We start from the raw sequence: 22819 nt of genomic DNA, 5'->3' as shown, positions 1-22819 counted from the left end.
AGGTCAGCTGTCGAAGTGGTGGCCGCTGTCGAGGTCGTGGAGCAGCCCGGGATGGGTCGGCTGCCAGCCCAGCAGTTCGCGGGTCAGCGTGCTCGAGGCCGACATGTCGAGCCCGAGGATGCGGGCCAGGAAGCCGAAGTGGGCGCCGGCGTCCTCGGCGGCGACGGGGGTCACCGGCGCGTTCAGGTGGCGGCCGATGACCTCGGCGATGGCGCGGAGGGGCACGCCCTCCTCGCCGACGGCGTGCAGCACGGATCCCGCCGGGGCCTTCTCCAACGCCAGCCTGAACAGGGGCGCGGCATCGAGCCGGTGCACCGAGGGCCAGTGGTTGGTCCCGTCACCGAGGTAGCCGGAGACGCCCTTCTCGCGCGCGATGCCGGCCAGCGTCGCGACCATGCCGCACGTGCTGTGGTCGTGGACCGTTGGCGCGAGCCGCACGATGGACGAGCGCACGCCGCGCTCCGCGAGCGCGAGTGCCGCCCGTGCGCCGGCGTTCCGGGGGCTCGGCGAGGCGAGGGACGCGTCCTGTTCACCCCCCACAGGCCCCCCGGAGGCGATGACCAGCGGCCGGTCCGATGCCTCAAGGGCCTCGCCGAACGTTTCGATGGCGCGCAGCTCGGCGCGCGCCGCGGCCTCGTGCTGTGTGAAGTCGTGGTGGAACGCCAGGTGGACGACACCATCGGACTCGGCGGCTCCGGCGCGCAGGCCGTCGAGGTCCTCCACCGTGCCGCGGCGCACCTCGGCGCCGGCGCCGGTCAGGGCGGCCGCCGAGGCGTCCGAGCGGGCGAGCCCGACGACTTGATGCCCGGCGGCGATGAGATCGGGCACGAGAGCGGAACCGATGAACCCGGACGCGCCGGTGACGAACACACGCATGGCGGTGCACTCCTTGGACGAAAGGAAATCGAGGACCGGCCCGATGGGGCGCTCGGACGGCGCCCGGCCGGTGATCCCACTCTGCGGCGACAGAGCACGGCAGGTCCATTGAATGTTTCGTAAGGGGCGATACGCCGCGTGTATCGCCGTGCTCACGGCGGCCACGGCGGCGGTGACGGACCGCGCGAGGGCTACGCTGGAACGGTGCCCGACTCGTCACCGCCTCCGGCAGCCTTCGATCTGCGGTTGGTGTGGTGCTTCACCGTCGTGGCCGAGTACCGGCATTTCGGCCGTGCCGCCGAAGCCCTGCACACCACCCAGCCGTCCCTGAGCCGGCAGATCCACCGCCTCGAACAGCAACTGGGTGCGCGCCTGTTCGAGCGCACGCCCCATGGCAATCACCTCACGGAGGCCGGCCAGGTCTTCCTGCCACTCGCCACGGAGTTGCTGCGCTCCGCCGACCATGCCGCGGCGCGCACCCGGGTCGCCGCCCGACCCAGCCGCATCACCGTCGGCTACACGTCAGGCCTCATCATCACCCCGGTCGTACGCGAGCTGCGCCACCGGTACCCCGACGCCGAGGTGCGAACCCTGCATCTCGCCCCGGACGAACCGCGCCCGGCGCTGCTGGACCGTCGGGTGGACGCCGTGGTCGCCCGGCTGCCGTTCCCGACCGACGGCCTGGACGTGACGGCCCTGTACGACGAGCCCCGGGTGCTGGTGGTGTCCCGGGACCATCGGCTGGCCGGCAAGGAATCGGTCACCTTGGACGACATCGCCGACGAACCCCTGCCCCAGGTGCGGGGGTCCGACCCGCTCTTGAGCGCCTTCTGGCGCATCGACCCCCGGCCCGACGGACGCCCGGCGCCCGACGGCCCGCTGATCGAGGCCGTCGAGGACAAGTTCGAACTCATCGCCGCAGGGCAGGCCGTGGCCATCTCCGTCCACGTCCACACCCACACCCTGCGCCCGGACCTCACCACGGTCCCGCTCGAGGGCGTCGAGCCCAGCCACGTCGTGCTGGCGACTCGCGCCCGCGACCGCAACGGCCTCGTGGAGGCCTTCCGCGCCTATACCCGAGCCCACCTCACGGGTCTCGATCCGGCCGGCCCGGCGAGCGCCCCGCCATCACGATCCGTGGAGTGATCGCACCGGCGACCGGCGACCTCATCAGCGCAAGCCGCGGGTTGTGCCGCCGAAGCGGTGGCGGGCATGACGAAGGCGGCGGCCCGGGGATCGGGGGCCGCCGCCTTCGTTCGGGGGGCTGCTGTGTGCAGGCTTTGGGGGAGCCTGTTGTGGGGGCAGCCCTGGTTGGTGGGGGCAGCCCTGGTTGCTCTGGGGGCAGCCCAGGTTGGCTGATCAGTACCAGCCGTTGGCCTGCCAGAAGTTCCAGGCGGCGGTGGGGCTGCCGTAGCGGGAGTTCATGTAGTCCAGGCCCCACTTGATCTGGGTGGCGGGGTTGGTCTTCCAGTCGCTGCCGGCGGTGGCCATCTTGGAGGCGGGCAGGGCCTGGACGAGGCCGTAGGCGCCGGAGGAGGCGTTGGTGGCGCTGGGGTTCCAGCCGCTCTCGTGCTCGACGATCTTGCTGAAGGCGTTGTACTGCGCGGCGTCGGGGATCATCTGGTGCGCGATTGCCTGGGCGGAGGAGGCCGAGGTGGTGGTGGCGGGGGCGGCCTGTGCGGGGGCCGCGGCCAGGACCATGCCGGTGGTGGCGGCGGCCACGGCGGCACCGGCGAGGGCCTTCTTCGGGGAGGCAACGACGCGGCGGATGACGGAGACGGTCACGCGGGGCACCTTTTCTTCGGGGACAGGGGGGCGCTGTGTACCGGTGCCACGCGGTGCGTGGTGTCGGTATACGTCGGCGCCGGGGGCCCGGGTGGGTCCGTCGGCGCCTGGCGACGAGCTCAAGAGAAACAGGCTCGGACCCTGTCCGCAATGCCCCCTTTTACTAGTGGTGGCCGAATCGAGGGGAAACGTCTCCCGTGTGAACTGGCTCTCAAAGCGCAGGTCAGAGGGGATGCGTCCGCGGACATATCGGACAAGGTGGACTACGATTCCGCTTCGTAGGTGACGTGGGTCATGTGGGGTGCTTCACCGGTCGCGCAACGATCCGTGCGCGCGGGATCACGCAGCGGGTGCGTCGAATGTGACCGCGGTCTCGAAAGCGGCCCTGCGGGTCGCCCGGCGCAGCGCCTTGAGGAGGGCCGGGCCGAGCGTGAGGGTCAGGACGACGGTGACCACCGCCCGGCCCAGGTCCCAGCCGAGTGAAGTGGCCAGGCAGTACGCGAGGAAGCGGGTCAGGTTGGCCGGGACGGTGTCGTGCGGGTCAAAGGCGACGGTCGAGGCCAGCGCGTCCATGAAGGGCCAGCCGGACAGGTTCATGACCGTGCCGTACGCGAAGGCGGCGAGGAAGCCGTACGCGGCGAGCATCACCAGTTCGACCCGCCCGCGCAGCCGGTCGGGGCCCGGCAGCAGCCCGGCGCCCATGGTGAACCACCCCATGGCGAGCATCTGGAACGGCATCCACGGCCCGACCCCGCCGGTGAGCAGCGCCGAAGCGAACATCGTCACCGACCCCAGCACGAACCCGAACCCCGGCCCGAGCACCCGCCCGCTCAGCACCATCAGGAAGAACATCGGCTCGATCCCGGCGGTCCCGGCCCCGATCGGCCGCAGCGCGGCGCCGGTCGCGGCCAGCACGCCCAGCATCGCCACTGCCTTCGGCCCGAGCCCCGACTCGGAGATCGTCGCCGCGACGACCGCGACGAGCAGCACAAGAAGCCCCGCGAACAGCCAGGGGGCATCCTGCGCGTGTGCGCTGACCTGCGAGCCGGGCCCCGCGAAGAGCGGCCAGGCGAACCCCGCGACGCCGGTGACGCTGACGAGGGCGAGCGCGGCTATGGAGCGGGGCCCCAGGTGGATGGCTTTGGCCTGGGCCTGGGCCTGGGTCTGGGTTTGAGGACGGGTCTGGGTTTGAGGCTGGGCTTCCGGCGACGTCATGAGAGTGCGTTTCTGACCTGGGCCACGGTCAGCCATGGCTGTGGGGCCAACACCTTGCTGACCTGTGGGGCGAAGGAGGGGGACGCGACGACCACCTCGGCGGTGGGCCCGTCGGCGACGATCTCGCCGTCCGCGAGGATCACCACCCGGTGGGCCAGGTCGGCGGCGAGCTCCACGTCGTGGGTGGCCAGGACGATGGCGTGGCCCTCGGCGGCCAGCCCGCGCAGCACGGTGACCAGCCGGGCCTTCGCCGCGTAGTCGAGGCCGCGGGTCGGCTCGTCGAGGAGCAGCAGCGGGGGGCGGGCCGTCAGCACCACGGCCAGGGCGAGTGCCAGCCGCTGGCCCTCCGACAGATCCCGGGGATGGGTGTCGTCCGCGATCCCCGGCAGCAGCTCCGACACCAGAGCACGGCAGGTGCCCGGCTCGGCTCCCGCGTCATGGTCGGCGGCCGCGCACTCGGCGGCGACCGTGTCGGCGTACAGCAGATCCCGCGGTTCCTGCGGTACGAGGCCCACGCGTCGTATGAGCTCGCGCGGCGCCGTGCGGTGCGGCACCGCGTCGCCGACCCGGACGGATCCGGCGGCGGGCTCGACCAGCCCGACCAGAGCTCCGAGGAGGGTGGATTTCCCGGCGCCGTTCCGGCCCATCAGTGCGATGGTCTCGCCGGGGGCGGCCGTGAGGTCGACGCGCCGGAGTGCTTCGATGCGACCGCGGTGGACGGCGAGGGATTCGACCACGACTGTTGGTGTGGGCGCGGGAGCGGTGGGGGTGGCCCTGCGGAGGAGCCGGGACAAGCCGGGCTTGGAGCGGGGGCGCGAGGGGGAACGGGGAGCGGGGACGGCATGGGTGTCACGGTCGCCCGTCGCGCCCGTCGCGCCCGTCGCGCCCGTCGCGCCCGTCGCGCCCGTCGCGCCGGCCGCGCCGTCGGCCCCCGGCGCCGTAGCACCCGCGACCTCGGCCAACCGCTCCCGCAGCGCCCCCGCCCGCCGCCGTGCGTCGCGCACCGTCAGGGGGAGGGGGGACCAGCCGGCGAGGCGCCCCAGATCCACCACCGGCGGGTACACCGGGGAGACGGCCATCACCTCGGAGGGAGTGCCGAGGAGCGGTGTGGCGCCCGGGGACGGGAGGAGGACGACCTGGTCGGCGTACTGGATGACGCGTTCCAGGCGGTGCTCTGCCATGAGGACGGTGGTGCCGAGGTCGTGGACGAGGCGTTGGAGGACGGCGAGGACCTCCTCCGCGGCGCCGGGGTCCAGGGCGGACGTGGGCTCGTCGAGGACCAGGACCTTCGGGTGCGGGGTGAGGACCGAGCCGATGGCGACCCGCTGCTGCTGCCCGCCGGAGAGCGTGGCGATCGGTCGGTCGCGCAGTGCCGCCAGGCCCAGCAGATCGAGGGTTTCCTCCACCCGGCGGCGCATCACGTCCGGCGCGAGGCCCAACGACTCCATGCCGTAAGCGAGTTCGTCCTCCACGGTGTCGGTCACGAAGTGGGACAGCGGATCCTGGCCCACCGTGCCCACCACGTCCGCGAGTTCGCGTGGCTTGTGGGTGCGGGTGTCCCGTCCGGCGACCGTGACCCGGCCGCGCAGCGTTCCGCCCGTGAAGTGCGGGACGAGACCGCTCACCGCGCCCAGTACCGTCGACTTGCCGACCCCGGAGGGCCCCACGAGCAGCACCAGTTCGCCCTCGGGCACCTCGAAGTCCACGCCCCGGACGGTGGGTTCGGCCGCACCGTCGTACGTCACGGAGACATCCTGGAAGCGGATCACGACGACTCCTTGGGGATCGGGGCGACGAAGGCCGGCAGGAGACCGAGGAGGATCGCCGCCGCGGGCCAGAGCGGGAGAGTGGGGGCCACGAGGGGGACGACACCGGGGCGCAGCGCCACGGGATCGTAGGAGGCAGCGATGATCATCAGCGCGGCCACAGCCACGCCCGACGCCGCGACCAGCCATGCCCGTGCGCCCCACACGTCCGGCCGGTACCGCGTCCGCAGCGAGCGGCGGCCGCCCAGCCACAGGCCGCCGAGCGCCGCGGCCAGCCCGGTCAGCAGCACCGGCAGGCCGTAGCCGGCGCCCTCGGCGGTCAGCAGTCCGTACGTGCCCGCGCAGACGCCGAGCAGACCGCCCAGTGTCAGTACGGCGGTGGTGCGGCGGACGGCGGGCGGGACCTGGGCGGTGCGGCCGTAACCCCGCGCGTCCATCGCCGCCGCGAGGGCGACCGAGCGCTCCAACGCGCCTTCCAGGACCGGAAGCCCTACGTGCAGCAGGCCGCGCAGGCCCCGGTCGGGGCGGCCGCGCAGCCTGCGCGCGGCGCGCAGTCGCTGTGCGTCGGCGATCAGGTTCGGGGCGAAGGTCAGGGCGACGACCACCGCGACGCCCGCCTCGTACAGCGCTCCCGGCAGCGACTTCAGCAGACGCGCCGGGTTGGCGAGGGCGTTCGCCGCGCCCACGCAGATGAGGAGCGTGGCCAGTTTCAGGCCGTCGTACAGCGCGAAGACCAGGCCCTCGGCGGTGATGCGGCCACCGATGCGGATGCCTTGGGCCCAGTGGGGGAGGGGGACTTCGGGGAGCGTGACGATGACGTGGGTTCCCGGGATCGGGGAGCCCAGGAACACGGCGAAGCCGAGCCGGATACCGAGGACGGCGGCCGCCAGCTTCACGAATGCGCCGTAGGAGCGGGCCCAGGGTGCCTCGGTCCGGCGCGCCGCCACGACGTATCCGGCTACGCCGACGAGGAGGGCCAGGAGGAGGGGGTTCGTGGTGCGGGAGGCGGCGGTTCCCAGGCTCAGGGCCCAGATCCACCAGGCGCCCGGGTGGAGGGCGTTGCTGCGGTTCGCCTGCGGCGTGCGGCTACGCAGGCGCAGTGGGCGCCTGGCCGGGACGGCACCCGGCGCTGCAGGTGCCCACCTTCCCCCAAGCTCTCGGCTTCGCTTGAGCAGGGGGAACCCCCAACGCCCTGCGGGACGACTGCCCACAGTGGTAGCGGCAGCGGGAGCGGCGGAGGCGCGCTCCTGCCGCGCGAGTCGTTCGTCGGCAGGGGCAGGGGCAGGGGCAGGGGCAGGGGCAGGGGCAGGGGCAGGGGCAGGGGCAGGGGCAGCGTTGGCGGCAGCGGGAGTGGCGGAGGTGCGCTCCTGGTGGGCGAGTAGTTCGGCGGCAGCCTCGGCGGGAGCGGGAGTGGTGGAGGCGCGCTCGTGCCGGGCGAGTCGTTGCTCGGCGGCAGCAGCTGCGGCAGCCTCCGCAGCAGCGGTGGGCGCCTCGGCCCGTGCGTCGTCGTCCGTCGTCATCGTTCCCACCCCCGCCTCAGCCCCGGCGGCGGCGTGCCTGCCAGATGGCGGCCGTGCCCAGCAGGGCCACCGCGGCGGCGCCCGCGAGCAGGCCGACCGATGGGCCGTGGTGGGTGGCCGTCGCCCGGGGGCGGGCGGCGGCCGTCGGCTTCGTGGCGGAGACCTGTTCGCCGCAGCCGGTGCGCGGGTAGCCCGCGATGGCGCACAGAAGGGCGCTTGTGTCGTAGCGGAGGGGTTTCGCGACCGACGCGAGGGCGTCGGCCGTCGTGGCGTCGGAGGGGACGCGGGCGCACGCCGTACGCGCGGCCGGTGGCGTCTCGCCGGACGGCGCGTCCGCTGTCGTGCCGAAGTCGATGACCAGGGCCACGCGCTTCTTGCCCTGCTGGGCGGGTGTCTTCGCGCATATGGACGCGAAGTCCGCCGTCCCGCGCGGCTTCGTGGCGTCCTGCGAGTCCTCGCTCACCGCGAAGCGGAACCCCTCGACGTCGCCGTCGGACGGCCGCGCGGTCGACGGCCCCTGTGTCGCGTACGTCCACTTCCCGCCGGTCAGGTCCCAGAAGGACCAGTAGCGGTAGCCGACGGCACGGGCCTGCCCCGCGCCGCCGAGCATGAGGAGCAGCAGGGCCAGGGTCAGGGCGAGGACGGGCGCGGACGTCCGACGGCGGCTCACAGCTGCTGCTTCTTGTTGCGGCCGCTGATCAGGAAGCCGATGCCGATACCGGCGACGAGACCGACGCCGACGATCCACCAGACACCGAGCCCCTTGTCGTCGTCCTTCTTCTTCTCGTCGCTCGGGGCGGCCGAGTGGTCGGAGGCGTCCGCCGCCGGACCGGTCGCGCCGAGCTGCTTGACGAGGTCCGCGCCGCCGAAGTCACGCGGATCCGTGCCGGTCGCACGGGCGGCGAAGATCAGCTGGGCGTACGCGGCCGGACCGGCCTTCGCCGCCCAGGCGCCGGAGTTCTTCTCCAGCCAGGCGAGGGGTTCCTTCGCCAACGACGTCGCTCCGGCGGCGGACAGCGCCACGACCGCGTCCGCCGTGTTGCCGTAGTCCGGCTGGTCCTTGGCACCGGCGAGCGCGGACCTCAGGTAAGGGGTCTTCTCCAGCGACTTGGCCAGATAGTCGGCGCCGTTCTGCGCCGCGTCCTGCGGTCCGGGGGAGTCGGTAGTGGCGCACTGCGTACGGTCGTACGCCGCGCCGGCCTTCGCCGCGAACCCCTTGCCCAGACCGCCGAGTACGCCCGCCGCCGTCGCGTCCGCGTTCGCCGCGAGCTTGCCCTTCTTGTCGGGCTGGTAGGCGAACGCGCCGCCACCGTCCGAGCCGCACGCGAGAGACAGAGCCACGAGGGCGTCGTACGGCGACTTGCCGCCCTTGGCGACATCGGCGGGCTTCTCGCCCACGGCCGTCAACGCCCCGATCACCACGGACGTCGAGTTGGCGTCACTCGCCCCGCCCGCGGTGTACCCCCAGCCGCCGTCCTTGTTCTGTACGGACTTCAGCCAGGCGACGGCCTTGCCCGTCTCGGCGTCGTGCCCGCCGAGCGCGGCGAGGGCCTGTACGGCTGCGGCCGTGCTGTTCGTGTCGACCATCGTCTTGGCATCGCACTTGGCGGTGGCGTCGGCGCGGTACGGAGCGAACGCCCCGTTCGCGCACTGCTGTCCGGTCAGCCAGTCGACGGCCTTGGCAGCGGGCTTGACGCCCACGGTGTGCTGGGCGAGCAGCGCGAGCGACTGCCGCCAGACACCGTCGTAGGTGGGGTCGGTGGAGCCGTACAGCCCGGACGGGATCGCCTGGGAGGGAGAGGGGGACGCGTCGGCGGCGAGGGCTGCCGGTGCGACGGCCGTACCGATGACGACGGTGGCGGCCAGTACCGCGGTGCTGCGGCGAACAATCATGACTCTCCCTGCGGGGAGCCGGGCAGCACCGGGCGCACGCTGGAGCATCCGGGCGGCTCCGGCTCCGTATCCCTCGACGGTGCCGGCCAGCGGCGGGTTGCCGGTGGCACGAGCCGGTCACGTCCCGTGCGCGGCGATCCGGCTCACCGTCCCTGGTGGGCGGCTCACGGTTGCGGGTCAGCGCCGGAATTGCACCGGCTTCCCCCCGTACGGGTGTGATGACGACGCGCTCACTCTACCGGGCCGTAGCAAAGCGCCTGAGGGCCGCCTGTGAGCCCGGGCGGATGCCGGGCCAATCCGGGGGACAGGCCCTAAAGTCGGCCCATGCGAACGGGGAGACTGCTCGGCTCGGGGCGTTCGGCGGACGTCTACGAGATCGACGAGGCGTGGGTACTGCGGCGGGACCGGGAGGGGTGGGGCGACGCCACCGCCGAGGCCGTGGTGATGGAGCATGTGCGCGGGCACGGGTATCCGGTGCCGGGGGTGCGGGCGGCGACCCGCAGCGATCTGGTGATGGAGCGGCTGTCCGGGCCGACCATGCTGGAGGCGTTCGGCGCCGGTGTGCTCTCCCCGCGGGAGGCGGGCGTCACCCTCGCCCGGCTGTTGCGCGGGTTGCACGCGCTGCCCGCCCGGGTCTCGGCGGACCCGGCGCTCCGCGTCCTGCACCTGGACCTGCACCCGGACAACGTGATGCTCACCCCGGACGGCCCGAAGGTCATCGACTGGGCCAACTCCGAGGAGGGCGCGCCCGGCCTGGACTGGGGCATGTCCGCCGTGATCCTCGCCCAGGTCGCCGTCGGCGGTGAGCCGCACGCGGAGGTGGCGCGCGAGACGCTGGCCGCGATGCTCCGGGAGGGCGTGCACGGCGTGACGCAGGACGGTCTCGCCGAGGCGCGACGGCGCCGGGCGGCCAATCCGACGATGAGCGTGCGCGAGGTCCAGCTCCTGGGCGACGCGGAGGAATTGATCCGGACGCTGCTTCACTGAGCGGTATGCCGCCAGAAGTCCCGCATCAGCGGGGTGGGCGTCGGGTTCTCCATGGCGACCTGGGTGAGCAGGACGGCGACGGTGCCGGTCGACGGGACGATGTGGGCCGTGGTGCCGGTGCCGCCGGTCCAGCCGTAGCGGCCCGGGACGTTCCAGGGGTCGGTGGGTTCGATGTCGACCTGGGCGCCGTAGCCCCAGCCCTGGCCCTCCATGAACAGTGCCCCGATCTGGCGCTGGGCGGAGGTGAGGTGGTTGGTGGTCATCTGCCGTACCGAGCCGGGGGAGAGCAGGCGTCGGTCGCCCGCCGTGCCGTCGGCGAGCAGCACGCCGGGGCGACCGCACTGCGCCGGGCGCATGACTTCACGGCACACGCGCGGGGACCGTCGCCTCCATGGGCTGGCACAGGACCAGGGCGAGATCGTCGGTGAGGGCCGAGCCGGTGTGGGCGATCAGGCGGGCGTACAGGGCGTGCAGGGCCTCGTCGGGGAGCGGCTCGCGCAGGGCGAGCGCGGCCTCGCCGAGAAGGGGGAAGGGGGCACCCTCCGGGTCGCGGGCCTCGGTCAGGCCATCGGTGTAGAGGAGGAGCCGGTCACCGGGCTGGAGCCGTACACGGTACTGGCGCGGGTCGGGGCACAGTCCCAATGGCGGGGCGGTGACGAGGGGTTCGAGGAGTTCGATGCGATGGCCGGCGCGCAGGGGCGCCGGGTGACCGCAGTTGACCAGTCGCACCTCGCCGGGCGCGAACTCGGCGAGCACGGCGGTGACGAAGTCCTCGAGGCCCAGCTCCGGAGCGAGCCGTGCGTCGAGGCCGGCGGTGAGGGCCGTCAAGTCGGGTGCCGTGTAGGCGAGTTCGCGGAAGCCCGCGATCGTGTCGGCGGTCAGCCGGAGGGCGTCGAGCCCGTGGCCACGGACGTCGCCGACGAGGACACGCAGTCCGAACGGGGTCACCGCGACGTCGTACAGGTCGCCGCCGACGGTCGACTCGAGGGCGGCGCTGTGGTAGCGGGTGCACACCTGAGTGCCACCCAGGGTGCGGGAGATGGGCCGCAGGACCGCCTCCTGGGTGATCCGGGCGACCTCGCGGGCCCGGTCGAGCGTCGCGACGAGCCGCTCGCGCTGCCGGGCCGCGTACACGGTGAGCGCGCAGCCGAACAGCAGGCCGCTCCAGTGGACGGCGAACGCGAAAGTCTGCACGGTGCGGTCGTCGATCCCCATCGCGAGGCCCAGCACCGCGGACCAGCAGCAGGCCAACACGGTGTGCCGGACGCCCAGCCGGACGCAGGCCAGCAGCGGGCCGATGAGCAGCAGCACGATGAGCGGCGGCACCCGGTCGAAGAACAGATCCGGCACGGCGATCGCCAGACAGGCGGCCAGCGGCACCAGCACCAGCCACCGCACCTGCCGCCCGACACCCGCGGTCACGTCCCCGTCCCCCACACCGGCGTCCGCGGTCGGCTGGCCGCTCCTGACGCCGACGTCCGCGGTCACGTCGACGTCTCCGATATTGGCGTCCGCGGTCGGCTGGCCGTCCTTGACACTGACGTCCGGGGTCACGTCGACGTCTCCGATATCGGCGTCCGCGGTCGGCTGGCCGTCCTTGACACTGACGTCCGGGGTCACGTCGACGTCTCCGATATCGGCGTCCGCGGTCGGCTGGCCGTCCCTGACGCCGACGTCCGCGCTCAGGTCGTCGCTCCGGCCCTTGGCACCTGTGACCGGGGCGCCGTCTCCGAGGCCGGCGCCCGCGGCCGAGCCGCGGCTCCCGAAACCCCTTCCCGCGGTCGAGTTGCCGTCTCCGACGCCGGCGTCCGTGGCCGAGTTGCCGCTTCCGGTGCCGTTGCCCGCGGTTGGGTTGCTGTCTCCGAGGCCCGTGCTCGCGGTGGCGTTGTAGCTTCCGATGCCGGCACCTGCGGTCGAGTTGCCGTCTCCGACGCCGGCGCCCGCGGTCGAGCTGTAGCCCCCGACACCGGCCCCCGCGGCCGAGCTGCCGCCCCCGGCACCCGCGCCCTCAGCCGAGTCGGCGCCCCCGCTCTCGCCACCCGTGGTCATGTCGCCCCCACCGCCTCCGCCCCTGGCGGCCATCCGTCCTCCCTGGTCACTCTCGCCCATCACCTGACAATCTCCGAATATCACCCTTCCCGCCCTCATCGACGAGAAATTGATCGCATCTCGTCGGAAGGTGCACGGAAGTGATGAGGGTTGCGGCCTCTCTGTTCGAGTTGCCGGAGCGGGACATCGCGGGGGTGCGACGCGGACAGACTGGTCCACGTGTCTGACAAGACGACCGGTGGACGGTCCGGCAATCTGCCCCCGGAAACGCGGAGCTTCGTCGGGCGGCGGGACGAACTCGACTGGCTGGACGACGAGTTGGATCCCGGGATCGGGATCGACCGGCTGGTGAGTCTCGTCGGGGTCGGCGGCGTCGGCAAGACCCGGCTCGCGCTGCGGGCCGCGGGCCGGGTCCGGGACGCGTACCCCGACGGCGTGTGGCTGGTGGAGCTCTCCCCGCTGCACACGGCGGGCCTGGTGGGCCTGGCCGTCGTGGAGGCGCTGCGGCTCGCGGACCGGTCGACGGGCCCGGTCACCGAGGTGGTCGCCGAATGGGCCGAGGGCAAACGGCTGTTGCTGGTCCTCGACTCCTGCGAGCACGTCCTCGCGGACTGCGTGGCGTTCGCCGAGGCGCTGCTGCCGGTCCTGCCGGGGCTGCGCATCCTCGTCACCAGCCGCGAGCCACTCGGCCTGCCCGGCGAACGCGTGCTGTACCTGGACCCGTTGCCGGTCGCCGACGACGCGGTGGCCTTGTTCGCCGAACGAGCGGCCGCCACCGGATTCGCTCTCGACGACACCAACCGCGCCGCGGTCGAAGCCGTCTGCCGCCGTCTCGACGGCATCCCGCTCGCCATCGAACTCGCCGCCGTCCGGCTCTCCGAGCTCTCCCTGGCCCAGCTGCACGACCGCCTCGGCGAACGCCTGCCGTCCCGGCTCGATCTGCTCGTCGCGCGTGACGGCGAGGGGCCGCCGCGCCACCAGACGCTGCGTACGGCCATCGGCTGGAGCCACGAACTGTGCGCACCGCTGGAACGGCTGCTGTGGGCCCGCCTCTCGGTGTTCGCGGGCGGCTTCTGCGTACGCGCCGCCGAGGAGGTCTGCGTGGGCGGTCCGCTGCCCGCCGGGCGGATCGCCGGCCTGCTCGCCCGGCTCGTCGAGAAGTCCATCGTGCGCCGTCACCGCGCCGACCCGGACCGCTTCCGACTCCTCGACACCGTACGGGAGTTCGGCGCCGACTGGCTGCGCGCGCTCGGCGAGGAGCGAGCCGTACGGCTGCGCCACCGTGACCACTACCGGCGCCTGGCCCGCGAGGGCTGCGCCGAGTGGAACACCGGACGACAGGTGGCGTGGTGCGAGCGCACGCTGACCGAACATGCCAACCTCCGCGCCGCCATGGACTACGCGCTCACCGAAACCGACGGACGCGTCGCCCTGGAGATGGCGGCCGACATCGGCTTCCTGTGGCGGCACTGCGGCTATCTGCGCGATGCCCAGCACTGCCTCGACCTGGCGCTCGCCACCGACCCGCCGCCGGGCCCCGACCGCATCCGAGCCGTGTGGGCGCGCGGCGCGGTGGCGCTGCTCCAGGGCGACCTGGAGGTCGCCGCCGAGTGGGCGGTGCGGTGCGCCGACGCGGCGCGGGACCAGTGCGATCCGGCAGCGGTGGTGGCCGCCGCGTACCTCATCGGCGGTCAACTGGCCCTGAGCGGCAAGCTGTCCGAGGCGATCGACGTGCTGTCCGCCACGCCCCGGCTGCCCATCCGGCAGGACGGGTTCGGGGCCGCCCAGATCCAGGTCCGCGTGGCGCTCTCCTTCTCGTACATGTTGCGGGGCGACCACGAGCGGGCGCGTACGGTGGCCGAGGAGGTGCGCGCGGCCAGCGTGGCGTGCGGCGAGTCGTGGGCGGGAGCCTTCGCCGACGGGATCGTGGCCCAGGCGGACCTGGCCCGCGGCGATGTCCGCGCCGCGGTCGGCAACGCACGCACCGCCCTGGCCGGGCACGGGCTGCTGCACAACACCGTCGGCGCGGCCACGGCCCTCGACGTGCTCGCCGCCGGTGTCGTCGCGGCCGGCGACGGCCACCGCGCGGCCCGCCTCCTCGGCATCGGCGAACGCGTCTGGGAACTCACCGGCCGCGCCCAGATGGACTCACCCGACCTCATCGCCACCCGCCGCTCACACGAACTGCGCGTCCGCGAGGAGATCGGTGACACGGAGTACGAGAAGGCGTACGAGGAGGGCCTCGCCATGCCGTACGAGGAGGGGCTGGACTACGCGAAGCACGGTTGCTGACGGACCCTCTCCAGCCGTCTGCCGCCCGAGGCCACGGACTTTCGTCCTCTCCGCCCCCGCCCGTCCCGACCTGGTGCTGCGCCCCAGGCCCCGCTCCTCACATGTCGGAGGGGCTGAAGGGTCAGCCCGTCCGGCGTTTGAGGACGAGCGGAGCGCGATCTCGGGGGGTCTGGGGGCGGAGCCCCCAGGTACGGGACGGGTAGGGGCGGAGGGGGCGAAACGAGCTCCCGGTCACTGGCGGGGCGTCGGTCCGCCGAACGGCAGGAAGAGCGTCCGGGATGCGAGCAGCCAGCGGTCGCCGACCTTGCGGAAGACGTCCTCGTAGTGCCCGATCTGGACAGGAGGCCCGGCCGGGACCATGCCACCGGTGTGGCCGTCGATGCGATAGGTCGTGAAGTACGAGGTGGCGGTGGCCGTCGTCGGCGAGCCCACGGTGACGAGGATGTTCGTCATCACGCGGCGCGACAGCCGGTCGGCGGGACGGGAGCCGAAGTACTCCCGCAGTGCGTCACGCCCCTGCACGATCCGGTCGCCCTCCGGCCACTGCCAGCAGCCGTCCTCGGTGAACAGTTCGGCCACCGAGCCGGGTTCACCGAGGTCCAGACGGCGGACGAAGTCGAGAACGAGCCGCTCACAGGCGCGCTCGGCGAGGAGTTGCGCGAGGTCATCCATGACGCCGTTGCTATCAGCCGCGCGCCCGCCGCGGCCAACGCATTACCCCGGCCGACGCGCCCGCCGGGGCCGACGCGCCCGCCGGGGCCGACGCGCCCGCCGGGGCCGACGCGCCCGCCGGGGCCGACGCGCCCGCCGGGGTCGGCGCGCCCGCCGGGGTCGGCGCATTACCCCGGCCGACGCGCCCGCCGCGGCCAACGCATTACCGCGGCCGACGCGTCAGCGCGGCCGACGCATCACACAGCCACGTACGTCACCGGATCGCTCCCCGTCACTGCCTCCGCCCGTCCCAGCTTCACCAGCCGCCGCACATGGGCCTCGGCCTCCGAGACCGCGATGGTGCGTGATCCGAACGGGATCTGGTCCCAGGGCCGGTTCCACTCCATGCGCTCGGCGAGCTGCCAGGGGGTGAGCGGTGTCGAGAGGAGGGTCAGCAGTCCGGTCAGGCGTTCTTCGTGGTGGACGAGCAACTCCCGTACGCGGGACGGGGCGTCGGCGAAGGCGTGCTGGTGGGCCGGGAGTACCTCGGCGGGGTCGAGGCGGCCGACGCGCTCCAGGGAGTCGAGGTAGTCGCCGAGCGGATCGGTGACGGTGACGTCGTCCGGATCCTCGTACAGGCCGATGTGCGGGGTGATCCTCGGCAGGAGGTGGTCGCCGGAGAACAGGCGGCCGTGGCCCGGAAGGCGGGCGGGATGGTCCTCCTCCAGGTGGAGGCAGACATGGCCGGGCGTGTGGCCGGGGGTCCAGATCGCGCGCAGGCGGCGGCCCGGCAGGGCGAGGAGTTCGCCGGGGACGATCTCGCGGTCGGGCAGGGCGGGGGAGAAGCCGGGGAGGGTGCTCGGGCGGGCCGATGTCCTGGCGCCGCGCAGCGGCGCCAGGTGCTCCTCGGGCGCGCCGGAGGCCGTCAGTTTGGCCGCCATGTAGGCGAACCAGCGCTCGGGCCGGTTCTCCCGCGTCCGCCGGACGATCGAGGCGTCCGCCGCGTGCATCGCGATCCAGGCCCCGGACGCCTCGCGCACCTGGCCCGACAGGCCGTGATGGTCCGGGTGGTGGTGGGTGATGACCACACCGTGGATCTCGGCGACGGTGGTGCCGCAGGCGGTGAGGCCCTCGGCGAGGGTCTCCCAGGAGGCGGGGTCGTCCCAGCCCGTGTCGATCAGGACGGGACCGCGGTCGGTGTCCACGACGTACACCAGGGTGTGGCCCAGGGGGTTGTCCGGGATGGGGACACGGATCGACCGTACGCCCCCGCCGTGATCGGTCACCTGCGCCATGGGCTCCCACCAATCGCCGTGTTCCGGTCACTGTCCGGTCTGCCCGGCCACTATAACTAGAACAGATTCCATTGGGTGCCCAAGTCGACCGTCATCTCTTCGCGTCGGGCGTCCGGCCCGTGGACTCCGCTGACTGGAACTGGTATCAGTTCTCGTATCTGATGAAGCGTCAGAGAAGCGTCAGGGAACGGTCCCCCGGGAGGCAGTCAGCCATGACGGAGCTCGTGGAACACGGACAGCTGTTCATAGGCGGGGAGTTGACGGACCCCCTGGGCAAGGACGTCATCGAGGTGATCTCGCCCCACACCGAAGAGGTCATCGGGCGGGTGCCGCACGCTTCGACGGGTGACGTCGACCGGGCCGTCGCCGCCGCGCGCAAGGCGTTCGACGAGGGCCCCTGGCCGCGCATGAGCCTCGACGAGCGGATCGAGGTCGTCACCCGGATCAAGGACGCGATCGCGGTGCGCCACGAGGAGATCGCCCGCGTCATCTCCTGCGAGAACGGTTCCCCGTACTCCTGGAGCGTCCTCGCGCAGGCCCTCGGCGCGATGATGGTGTGGGACGCGGCGATCACGGTCGCGCGCACCTACACCTACGAGGAGACGCGCGACGGAGTCCTCGGGAAGATCCTCGTCCGGCGCGAGCCGGTGGGGGTCGTCGCGGCCGTCGTCCCGTGGAACGTCCCGCAGTTCGTGGCGGCGGCCAAACTCGCGCCCGCGCTGCTGACCGGCTGCACGGTCGTACTGAAGCCGTCGCCCGAGTCGCCGCTCGACGCCTATCTGCTGGGCGAGATCGCCAAGGAGGCAGGTCTGCCCGAGGGCGTGCTGTCGATCCTCCCGGCGGACCGTGAGGTCAGCGAATACCTGGTCGGACACCCGGACATCGACAAGGTCTCGTTCACCGGGTCGGTCGCGGCCGGCAAGCGCGTCATGGAGGTCGCGTCGCGCAATCTCACCCGCGTGACCCTGGAACTGGGCGGCAAGTCCGCGGCGGTGGTGCTCCCGGACGCCGACATCGGGACATCCGTCCCCGGCATCGTCTCGGCGGCCTGGATGAACAACGGCCAGGCCTGTGTCGCCCAGACCCGCATCCTTGTGCCGCGCTCGCGCTACGACGAGTTCGCGGACGCCTTCGCGGCGGCGGCCGGCGCGCTGGTGGTCGGCGACCCGCTCGACCCGGCGACCCAGGTGGGCCCGCTGGTCGCGAGGCGCCAGCAGCAGCGCAACCTCGACTACATCCGCATCGGCCAGGAGGAAGGGGCCAAGATCCTCACCGGCGGCGGCCGTCCGCCGGGCCTCGACCGCGGCTGGTATGTCGAGCCGACCCTCTTCGGCGACGTCCACAACTCCATGCGGATCGCGCGCGAGGAGATCTTCGGCCCGGTGATCTGCCTGCTCCCGTACGGCGACGAATCCGAGGCTGTGAAGATCGCGAACGACTCGGACTACGGGCTGAGCGGCAGCGTCTGGACGGCCGACGTGGCCCACGGCATCGACGTCGCCCGCCAGGTCCGCACCGGCACCTACTCCGTCAACACCTTCAGCCTCGACATGCTCGGCCCCTTCGGCGGCTACAAGAACTCGGGCCTGGGGCGGGAGTTCGGCCCCGAGGGGTACGGCGAGTTCCTGGAGCACAAGATGATCCATCTGCCGGCCGGCTGGGAGGCGTGAGCATGGGCGACCGCTGGCAGGTGGAGGTCGACCGCTCGGTGTGCATCGGCTCCGCCCAGTGCGTCCACCACGCCCCGGACGCCTTCCGCCTGGACACCGGTATGCAGTCCCACCCGGTCGAGCCGGAGGCCGATGCCAACGAGAAGATCCTCGCGGCGGCGGAGGGCTGCCCGGTGGAGGCGATCATGATCACGCTGCTGGGGAGCGGGGAGCCGGTGTTCCCGCCAGAAAACTGAAGAAAAAAAAATCCCTTTCGGGGGGTTCTATCCAGCCTTGGAGGTTCTATCCTGGTATTGGCCTACGAGGCGAGTGAGGGAGTTCAACCGGAGTAGCCGACTTTGGCGAGACGCTTAGGCATCCGCTGAGGCCGACGTCGACGGTCGGGCTGAGAGGCCGGAAGGTAGCAGTTGGACCGGAAGGCGACCTCCACTACCTGATCCGGGTAATACCGGCGAAGGGAACCCGTCTCGTAGGTTTTCCGCGTGCCTGCGTGCCTGCGTGCCCGCGTGCCCGCGGCCCTAGTCGTCCGCAGCCGGGTCCGTCAGGTCGATCAAGCGGCACACCGTCTCGATGTCGATCTTGACCTGGGCGATCGAGGCCCGGCCCGAGAGCCAGGTGATCAGGGCCGAGTGCCAGGTGTGCTCGATGACGCGGACGGCGGAGAGCTGGGCGGGGGTGGGGTCGTCGAGTCCCATGGCGTCGAGGATGATCACCGTGGTCTGCCGGGAGACCTGGTCGACCTCGGGGCTGACGCTGCGGTCCGCGAAGGTGAGTGCGCGGACCATGGCGTCGGCGAGATGCGGCTCGCGCTGCAGGGCGCGGAACGCCCGCATCAGCGTCTCCGCCACCCGCTCGGCCGCCGTGTCCCCGGCCGGCGGCTTCTTGCGCAGCGTGCCGTGCATGTGCTCCAGCTGGTCCTGCATCGTGGCCACCAGCAGATGGACCTTCGAGGGGAAGTAGCGGTACAGCGTGCCCAGGGCGACCTGCGACGACTCCGCGACCTCGCGCATCTGTACGGCGTCGAAGCCGCCCCGGCTGGCCAGCTGCGCGCTCGCGTGCAGGATCCGTCGGCGGCGCGCCTCCTGCCGCTCGGTGAGTGGGGCAGTGGCGGGGTGCGGGGTGGAGTGGTGCGCGGAGGAGGGCGTGGACGGCTGCGACGCCGACCGCGCGTTCTTCGAGTCCGCCTTGGCTTCCGCAGGCATGGGTCCGTTCCGTGACATCAGCGAGAGGGAGCGATGAGTCAGCATGGCAGGGCTCCGGCTGCCGTGCGAATCATCGGACTCCGCCATTCCGTCGTGGCGTGAATCACCTGATCCACCGCTCACAGCAGCGCTACCTGCCGGTAGATTCAGTGCTCCTTGAACGATCAAGTCTGAAACTTGTTCTAGATTAGCGTCCCGGCGTAATCTCGCGGGAAAGTGCAGGGAGAAGGGGGCCGTAAGTGACCGCTGAGGCCATGGAGGCGGGCCCCGGGGAGGGTGCGGCCGCCGACGGGGACCGACCTCTGCGCATCGCGCTCCTCACGTACAAGGGGAACCCGTTCTGCGGCGGCCAGGGTGTCTACGTACGACACCTCTCGCGCGAGCTCGCCCGCCTCGGCCACCGGGTCGAGGTCATCGGCTCCCAGCCCTATCCGGTGCTGGACGAAGGCCTCCCCGAGCTGAGCCTCACCGAGCTGCCCAGCCTCGACCTCTACCGCCAGCCCGACCCCTTTCGCACCCCGAAGCGCGAGGAGTTCCGGGACTGGATCGACGCGCTCGAGGTCGGCACGATGTGGACCGGAGGCTTTCCCGAGCCGCTGACCTTCTCGCTGCGCGCGCGGCGTCATCTGCGTGCCCGCCGAGGCGAGTTCGACGTCGTCCACGACAACCAGACCCTCGGCTACGGCCTGCTGGGCGACGTGGGCGCGCCGCTCGTCACCACCATCCATCACCCCATCACCGTCGACCGGCAGCTGGAGCTGGACGCCGCCGAGGGATGGAAGCGCCGCGCGTCCGTACGCCGCTGGTACGCCTTCACACGCATGCAGAAGCGCGTCGCGCGCCGCCTGCCGTCCGTGCTCACTGTCTCCGGTACGTCACGCCAGGAGATCGTCGACCACCTGGGTGTGGCTCAGGACCGTATACACGTGGTGCACATCGGCGCGGACACCGACCTTTTCTCGCCGGATCCGGCGGTACGGCAGGTGCCGGGCCGCATCGTGACGACATCCAGCGCGGACGTGCCGCTCAAGGGCCTGGTCTTCCTCGTCGAGGCGCTCGCGAAGGTGCGCACCGAGCACCCCGGCGCCCACCTCGTCGTCGTCGGCAAGCGCGCCGAGGACGGGCCCGTCGCCCAGGCCATCGAGCGGTACGGGCTCGAAGGCGCCGTCGAGTTCGTCAAGGGGATCTCCGACGCGGAACTGGTCGACCTGGTGCGCTCGGCGCAGGTCGCCTGCGTGCCGTCGCTGTACGAGGGCTTCTCGCTCCCGGCGGCGGAGGCCATGGCGACCGGCACGCCGCTGGTGGCCACGACCGGCGGGGCGATCCCGGAGGTCGCCGGGCCCGACGGCGAGACCTGCCTCGCGGTGCCGCCCGGCGACTCGGGCGCGCTGGCCGCCGCTCTGAGCCGACTGCTCGGCGACCCGGAGCTGCGGGTGCGCCTGGGCGTCGCCGGCCGTGCGCGGGTACTGCAGCGCTTCACCTGGGCCCGAGCCGCCGAGGGCACGGTGGCCCACTACCGCGAGGCCATGGCCGGCTCCGCGGGCCGGGCCCCCCGCCGCTCCGCGGACGACGACTCCCGCCGCTCCGCGGACGACGACTCCCGCCGCTCCGCGGACGACGACTCCCGCCGCTCCGCGGACGACGACTCCCGCCGCTCCGCGGACGACGACTCCCGCCGCTCCGCGGCAGGCCTCGACCTCCCCATCGCGCCCCCGCCTCCCGACCGCTCCGCGGCCACCGAGGGGGCCGAAGCCCCCGCCCAGGACGCCGCCGAAGAACTAGTTGTAGCCAACCGCGAAAGCAGGGCCACGTGCTGACCGTCGACTTCTCCCGGTTCCCGCTCGCCCCGGGCGACCGCGTCCTGGACCTCGGCTGCGGTGCCGGCCGGCACGCGTTCGAGTGCTACCGGCGCGGCGCCCAGGTCGTCGCGCTGGACCAGAACGGCGAGGAGATCCGCGAGGTCGCCAAGTGGTTCGCGGCGATGAAGGAGGCGGGCGAGGCGCCCGCCGGAGCCACCGCGACGGCCATGGAGGGCGACGCGCTGGCGCTGCCCTTCCCCGACGAGTCCTTCGACGTCGTGATCATCTCCGAGGTCATGGAGCACATCCCGGACGACAAGGGCGTCCTCGCGGAGATGGTCCGCGTGCTGAAGCCGGGCGGCCGCATCGCGATCACCGTTCCGCGCTACGGCCCCGAGAAGGTCTGCTGGGCGCTGTCCGACGCGTACCACGAGGTCGAGGGCGGCCACATCCGCATCTACAAGGCGGATGAACTGCTGGCCAAGATCCGCGAGGCCGGCCTCAAGCCCTACGGCTCCCACCACGCGCACGCCCTCCACTCCCCGTACTGGTGGCTGAAGTGCGCGTTCGGCGTCGACAACGACAAGGCGCTGCCCGTGCGGGCGTACCACAAGCTCCTGGTCTGGGACATCATGAAGAAACCCCTGGCCACACGGGTCGCCGAGCAGGCGCTGAACCCGCTGATCGGCAAGAGTTTCGTGGCGTACGCGACCAAGCCCCACCTCCCCCTGGTGGACGCCAAGTGACCACCCCCCGGACAGAACACCTCGTCCTGCCCGGGGTCCTCACCGCCGAGCAGGCTGCCGCCACGGTGCGCGGGATCCTCGGGGTGCAGCGCCCGGACGGCGCCATACCGTGGTTCCGCGGGCACCACCTCGACCCGTGGGACCACACCGAGGCGGCCATGGCGCTCGACGCGGCGGGGGAGCACGAGGCGGCTGAGCGCGCGTACGAGTGGCTGGTCAGGCACCAGAACACGGACGGCTCCTGGTACGCGGCGTACGCCGACGGGGACTTCGAGGACGTCACCGACCGCGGCCGCGAGACGAACTTCTGCGCGTACATCGCCGTCGGCGTCTGGCACCACTACCTGGCCACCGGCGACGACACGTTCCTGGACCGCATGTGGCCGGCCGTCTACGCGGCCGTGGAGTTCGTGCTCGGACTCCAGCAGCCCGGTGGGCAGATCGGCTGGAAGCGCGAGGACGACGGCACGGCGGTGAACGACGCGCTGTTGACCGGGAGTTCGTCGATCCACCATGCGCTGCGCTGTGCGCTGGCCATCGCCGAGCAGCGAGAAGAGCCGCAGCCCGACTGGGAGCTGGCGGTCGGCGCGCTGCGCCACGCGATCCGGCTCCACCCCGAGCGGTTCCTCGACAAGGACCGCTACTCGATGGACTGGTACTACCCGGTGCTCGGCGGCGCGTTGACGGGCGCCGAGGCCAAGTCCCGTATCGACGAGGGATGGGACCGTTTCGTGGTCCCGGGATTCGGTGTCCGCTGCGTAGTCCCCAACCCGTGGGTGACCGGTGGCGAATCGGCCGAACTCGCCCTTGCCCTGTGGGCGGTGGGCGAGTCCGACCGTGCCCTGGAGATTCTCCAGTCCATCCAGCACCTGCGCGACCCCGAGACCGGCCTGTACTGGACGGGCTACGTCTTCGAGGACCAGGCCATCTGGCCCGAGGAACTCACCACCTGGACCGCCGGTTCACTCCTGCTGGCCGTCGCCGCGCTGGGCGGCGACGAGCCCACCTGCGCGGTCTTCGGCGGCGAACGCCTCCCGTGGGGCCTGGACCCCGACTGCTGCGCGTAGGTGAGT

19 protein-coding genes, 1 pseudogene and 2 riboswitches are annotated in these 22819 nt (G+C 72.4%); of the genes and pseudogenes, 8 read left to right on the top strand and 12 right to left on the bottom strand.

Annotated elements, in window-relative coordinates:
• Positions 1-3: 3 nt before the first annotated feature.
• Positions 4-876: an SDR family oxidoreductase gene (locus OG390_RS15620; protein WP_406168406.1), complete on the bottom strand. Its 873-nt coding sequence runs from the start codon at positions 874-876 to the stop codon at positions 4-6.
• Positions 877-1080: 204 nt separating this feature from the next.
• On the opposite strand from OG390_RS15620, the gene OG390_RS15615 reads away from it, so the two are divergent.
• Positions 1081-2022: a LysR family transcriptional regulator gene (locus OG390_RS15615; protein WP_406168404.1), complete on the top strand. Its 942-nt coding sequence runs from the start codon at positions 1081-1083 to the stop codon at positions 2020-2022.
• A 213-nt stretch (positions 2023-2235) separates the two neighbouring features.
• On the opposite strand, the gene OG390_RS15610 is transcribed toward OG390_RS15615, so the two are convergent.
• From OG390_RS15610 to OG390_RS15585, 6 genes are all read right to left on the bottom strand, one after another.
• Positions 2236-2661: a transglycosylase SLT domain-containing protein gene (locus tag OG390_RS15610; protein WP_406168402.1), complete on the bottom strand. Its 426-nt coding sequence runs from the start codon at positions 2659-2661 to the stop codon at positions 2236-2238.
• Between the two features lie 339 nt (positions 2662-3000).
• Entirely contained in the window at positions 3001-3876 is an 876-nt protein-coding gene (locus OG390_RS15605) for an ECF transporter S component (RefSeq protein WP_406168400.1), read from the bottom strand.
• Positions 3873-5645 (bottom strand): ABC transporter ATP-binding protein, encoded by a 1773-nt coding sequence (locus OG390_RS15600; RefSeq protein ID WP_406168398.1) that lies wholly within the window; start codon positions 5643-5645, stop codon positions 3873-3875. Before OG390_RS15600 ends, OG390_RS15605 begins: the two co-directional genes overlap by 4 nt.
• Positions 5642-6742: a CbiQ family ECF transporter T component gene (locus tag OG390_RS15595; RefSeq protein WP_406177682.1), complete on the bottom strand. Its 1101-nt coding sequence runs from the start codon at positions 6740-6742 to the stop codon at positions 5642-5644. Before OG390_RS15595 ends, OG390_RS15600 begins: the two co-directional genes overlap by 4 nt.
• Positions 6743-7178: 436 nt before the next feature.
• Complete coding sequence (locus OG390_RS15590) at positions 7179-7772, bottom strand: SCO2322 family protein (protein ID WP_406177681.1); 594 nt, start codon at positions 7770-7772, stop codon at positions 7179-7181.
• 56 nt (positions 7773-7828) lie between these two features.
• Positions 7829-9055, bottom strand: coding sequence for a prenyltransferase/squalene oxidase repeat-containing protein (locus OG390_RS15585; protein ID WP_406168396.1), 1227 nt, complete (start codon positions 9053-9055; stop codon positions 7829-7831).
• A gap of 111 nt (positions 9056-9166) precedes the next feature.
• Positions 9167-9300: riboswitch (cobalamin riboswitch) on the bottom strand.
• A gap of 79 nt (positions 9301-9379) precedes the next feature.
• On the opposite strand from OG390_RS15585, the gene OG390_RS15580 reads away from it, so the two are divergent.
• Positions 9380-10042 carry a phosphotransferase gene (locus OG390_RS15580; RefSeq protein WP_406168394.1) on the top strand — a complete coding sequence of 221 codons (663 nt, stop codon included), beginning with the start codon at positions 9380-9382 and terminating at the stop codon, positions 10040-10042.
• On the opposite strand, the pseudogene OG390_RS15575 reads toward OG390_RS15580, so the two are convergent.
• Both OG390_RS15575 and OG390_RS15570 read right to left on the bottom strand, forming a co-directional pair.
• Positions 10036-10368 (bottom strand): annotated as a pseudogene (locus OG390_RS15575) (serine hydrolase); the annotation flags it as partial. The gene OG390_RS15580 and the pseudogene OG390_RS15575 sit on opposite strands and share 7 nt — an antisense overlap.
• 34 nt (positions 10369-10402) lie before the next feature.
• Positions 10403-12124 carry a PP2C family protein-serine/threonine phosphatase gene (locus OG390_RS15570; RefSeq protein WP_406168392.1) on the bottom strand — a complete coding sequence of 574 codons (1722 nt, stop codon included), beginning with the start codon at positions 12122-12124 and terminating at the stop codon, positions 10403-10405.
• Positions 12125-12310: 186 nt separating this feature from the next.
• Here OG390_RS15570 and OG390_RS15565 point away from each other — a divergent pair, with 186 nt between their 5' ends.
• Positions 12311-14383 (top strand): ATP-binding protein, encoded by a 2073-nt coding sequence (locus OG390_RS15565; protein ID WP_406168390.1) that lies wholly within the window; start codon positions 12311-12313, stop codon positions 14381-14383.
• A 231-nt stretch (positions 14384-14614) separates the two neighbouring features.
• On the opposite strand, the gene OG390_RS15560 is transcribed toward OG390_RS15565, so the two are convergent.
• Both OG390_RS15560 and OG390_RS15555 read right to left on the bottom strand, forming a co-directional pair.
• Entirely contained in the window at positions 14615-15055 is a 441-nt protein-coding gene (locus tag OG390_RS15560) for a nuclear transport factor 2 family protein (protein ID WP_406168388.1), read from the bottom strand.
• A 236-nt stretch (positions 15056-15291) separates the two neighbouring features.
• Positions 15292-16329 (bottom strand): MBL fold metallo-hydrolase, encoded by a 1038-nt coding sequence (locus OG390_RS15555; RefSeq protein WP_406168387.1) that lies wholly within the window; start codon positions 16327-16329, stop codon positions 15292-15294.
• A 212-nt stretch (positions 16330-16541) separates the two neighbouring features.
• On the opposite strand from OG390_RS15555, the gene OG390_RS15550 reads away from it, so the two are divergent.
• Positions 16542-17999, top strand: a complete 1458-nt coding sequence (locus OG390_RS15550; protein WP_406168385.1) for an aldehyde dehydrogenase — start codon at positions 16542-16544, stop codon at positions 17997-17999.
• Positions 18000-18001: 2 nt separating this feature from the next.
• Entirely contained in the window at positions 18002-18235 is a 234-nt protein-coding gene (locus OG390_RS15545) for a ferredoxin (protein ID WP_406168383.1), read from the top strand.
• A gap of 65 nt (positions 18236-18300) precedes the next feature.
• Positions 18301-18476: riboswitch (TPP riboswitch) on the top strand.
• A gap of 41 nt (positions 18477-18517) precedes the next feature.
• On the opposite strand, the gene OG390_RS15540 is transcribed toward OG390_RS15545, so the two are convergent.
• Positions 18518-19201, bottom strand: a complete 684-nt coding sequence (locus OG390_RS15540) for a TetR family transcriptional regulator (protein WP_399074003.1) — start codon at positions 19199-19201, stop codon at positions 18518-18520.
• A 239-nt stretch (positions 19202-19440) separates the two neighbouring features.
• On the opposite strand from OG390_RS15540, the gene OG390_RS15535 reads away from it, so the two are divergent.
• Genes OG390_RS15535 through OG390_RS15525 form a run of 3 tightly spaced genes read left to right on the top strand, consistent with a single transcriptional unit; the run spans position 19441 to position 22813 of the window.
• The gene (locus OG390_RS15535) at positions 19441-21018 is read left to right on the top strand and encodes a glycosyltransferase family 4 protein (RefSeq protein ID WP_406168380.1); all 1578 of its coding nucleotides are present in this window, start codon (positions 19441-19443) and stop codon (positions 21016-21018) included.
• Entirely contained in the window at positions 21012-21746 is a 735-nt protein-coding gene (locus OG390_RS15530; RefSeq protein ID WP_399073999.1) for a class I SAM-dependent methyltransferase, read from the top strand. The genes OG390_RS15535 and OG390_RS15530 overlap by 7 nt, the downstream gene beginning before the upstream one ends.
• Positions 21743-22813, top strand: coding sequence for a prenyltransferase (locus OG390_RS15525; RefSeq protein WP_406168378.1), 1071 nt, complete (start codon positions 21743-21745; stop codon positions 22811-22813). The genes OG390_RS15530 and OG390_RS15525 overlap by 4 nt, the downstream gene beginning before the upstream one ends.
• The last annotated feature ends 6 nt before the right edge of the window (positions 22814-22819 follow it).

It is taken from the genome of Streptomyces sp. NBC_00996 (assembly GCF_045162675.1).
GTDB lineage: Bacteria > Actinomycetota > Actinomycetes > Streptomycetales > Streptomycetaceae > Streptomyces.
Note: the sequence above shows the minus strand (reverse complement) of the source record. Positions and strands in the feature narration are given on the sequence as shown.

What these genes read in the sequence shown, in the direction of transcription:
- OG390_RS15620 (WP_406168406.1), bottom strand. Translation starts at nt 876, where the DNA reads ATGCGTGTGTTCGTCACCGGCGCGTCCGGGTTCATCGGTTCCGCTCTC.
- OG390_RS15605 (WP_406168400.1), bottom strand. Translation starts at nt 3,876, where the DNA reads ATGACGTCGCCGGAAGCCCAGCCTCAAACCCAGACCCGTCCTCAAACC.
- OG390_RS15590 (WP_406177681.1), bottom strand. Translation starts at nt 7,772, where the DNA reads ATGCTCGGCGGCGCGGGGCAGGCCCGTGCCGTCGGCTACCGCTACTGG.
- OG390_RS15585 (WP_406168396.1), bottom strand. Translation starts at nt 9,055, where the DNA reads ATGATTGTTCGCCGCAGCACCGCGGTACTGGCCGCCACCGTCGTCATC.
- OG390_RS15580 (WP_406168394.1), top strand. Translation starts at nt 9,380, where the DNA reads ATGCGAACGGGGAGACTGCTCGGCTCGGGGCGTTCGGCGGACGTCTAC.
- OG390_RS15570 (WP_406168392.1), bottom strand. Translation starts at nt 12,124, where the DNA reads ATGGCCGCCAGGGGCGGAGGCGGTGGGGGCGACATGACCACGGGTGGC.
- OG390_RS15560 (WP_406168388.1), bottom strand. Translation starts at nt 15,055, where the DNA reads ATGGATGACCTCGCGCAACTCCTCGCCGAGCGCGCCTGTGAGCGGCTC.
- OG390_RS15555 (WP_406168387.1), bottom strand. Translation starts at nt 16,329, where the DNA reads ATGGCGCAGGTGACCGATCACGGCGGGGGCGTACGGTCGATCCGTGTC.
- OG390_RS15550 (WP_406168385.1), top strand. Translation starts at nt 16,542, where the DNA reads ATGACGGAGCTCGTGGAACACGGACAGCTGTTCATAGGCGGGGAGTTG.
- OG390_RS15545 (WP_406168383.1), top strand. Translation starts at nt 18,002, where the DNA reads ATGGGCGACCGCTGGCAGGTGGAGGTCGACCGCTCGGTGTGCATCGGC.
- OG390_RS15540 (WP_399074003.1), bottom strand. Translation starts at nt 19,201, where the DNA reads ATGCCTGCGGAAGCCAAGGCGGACTCGAAGAACGCGCGGTCGGCGTCG.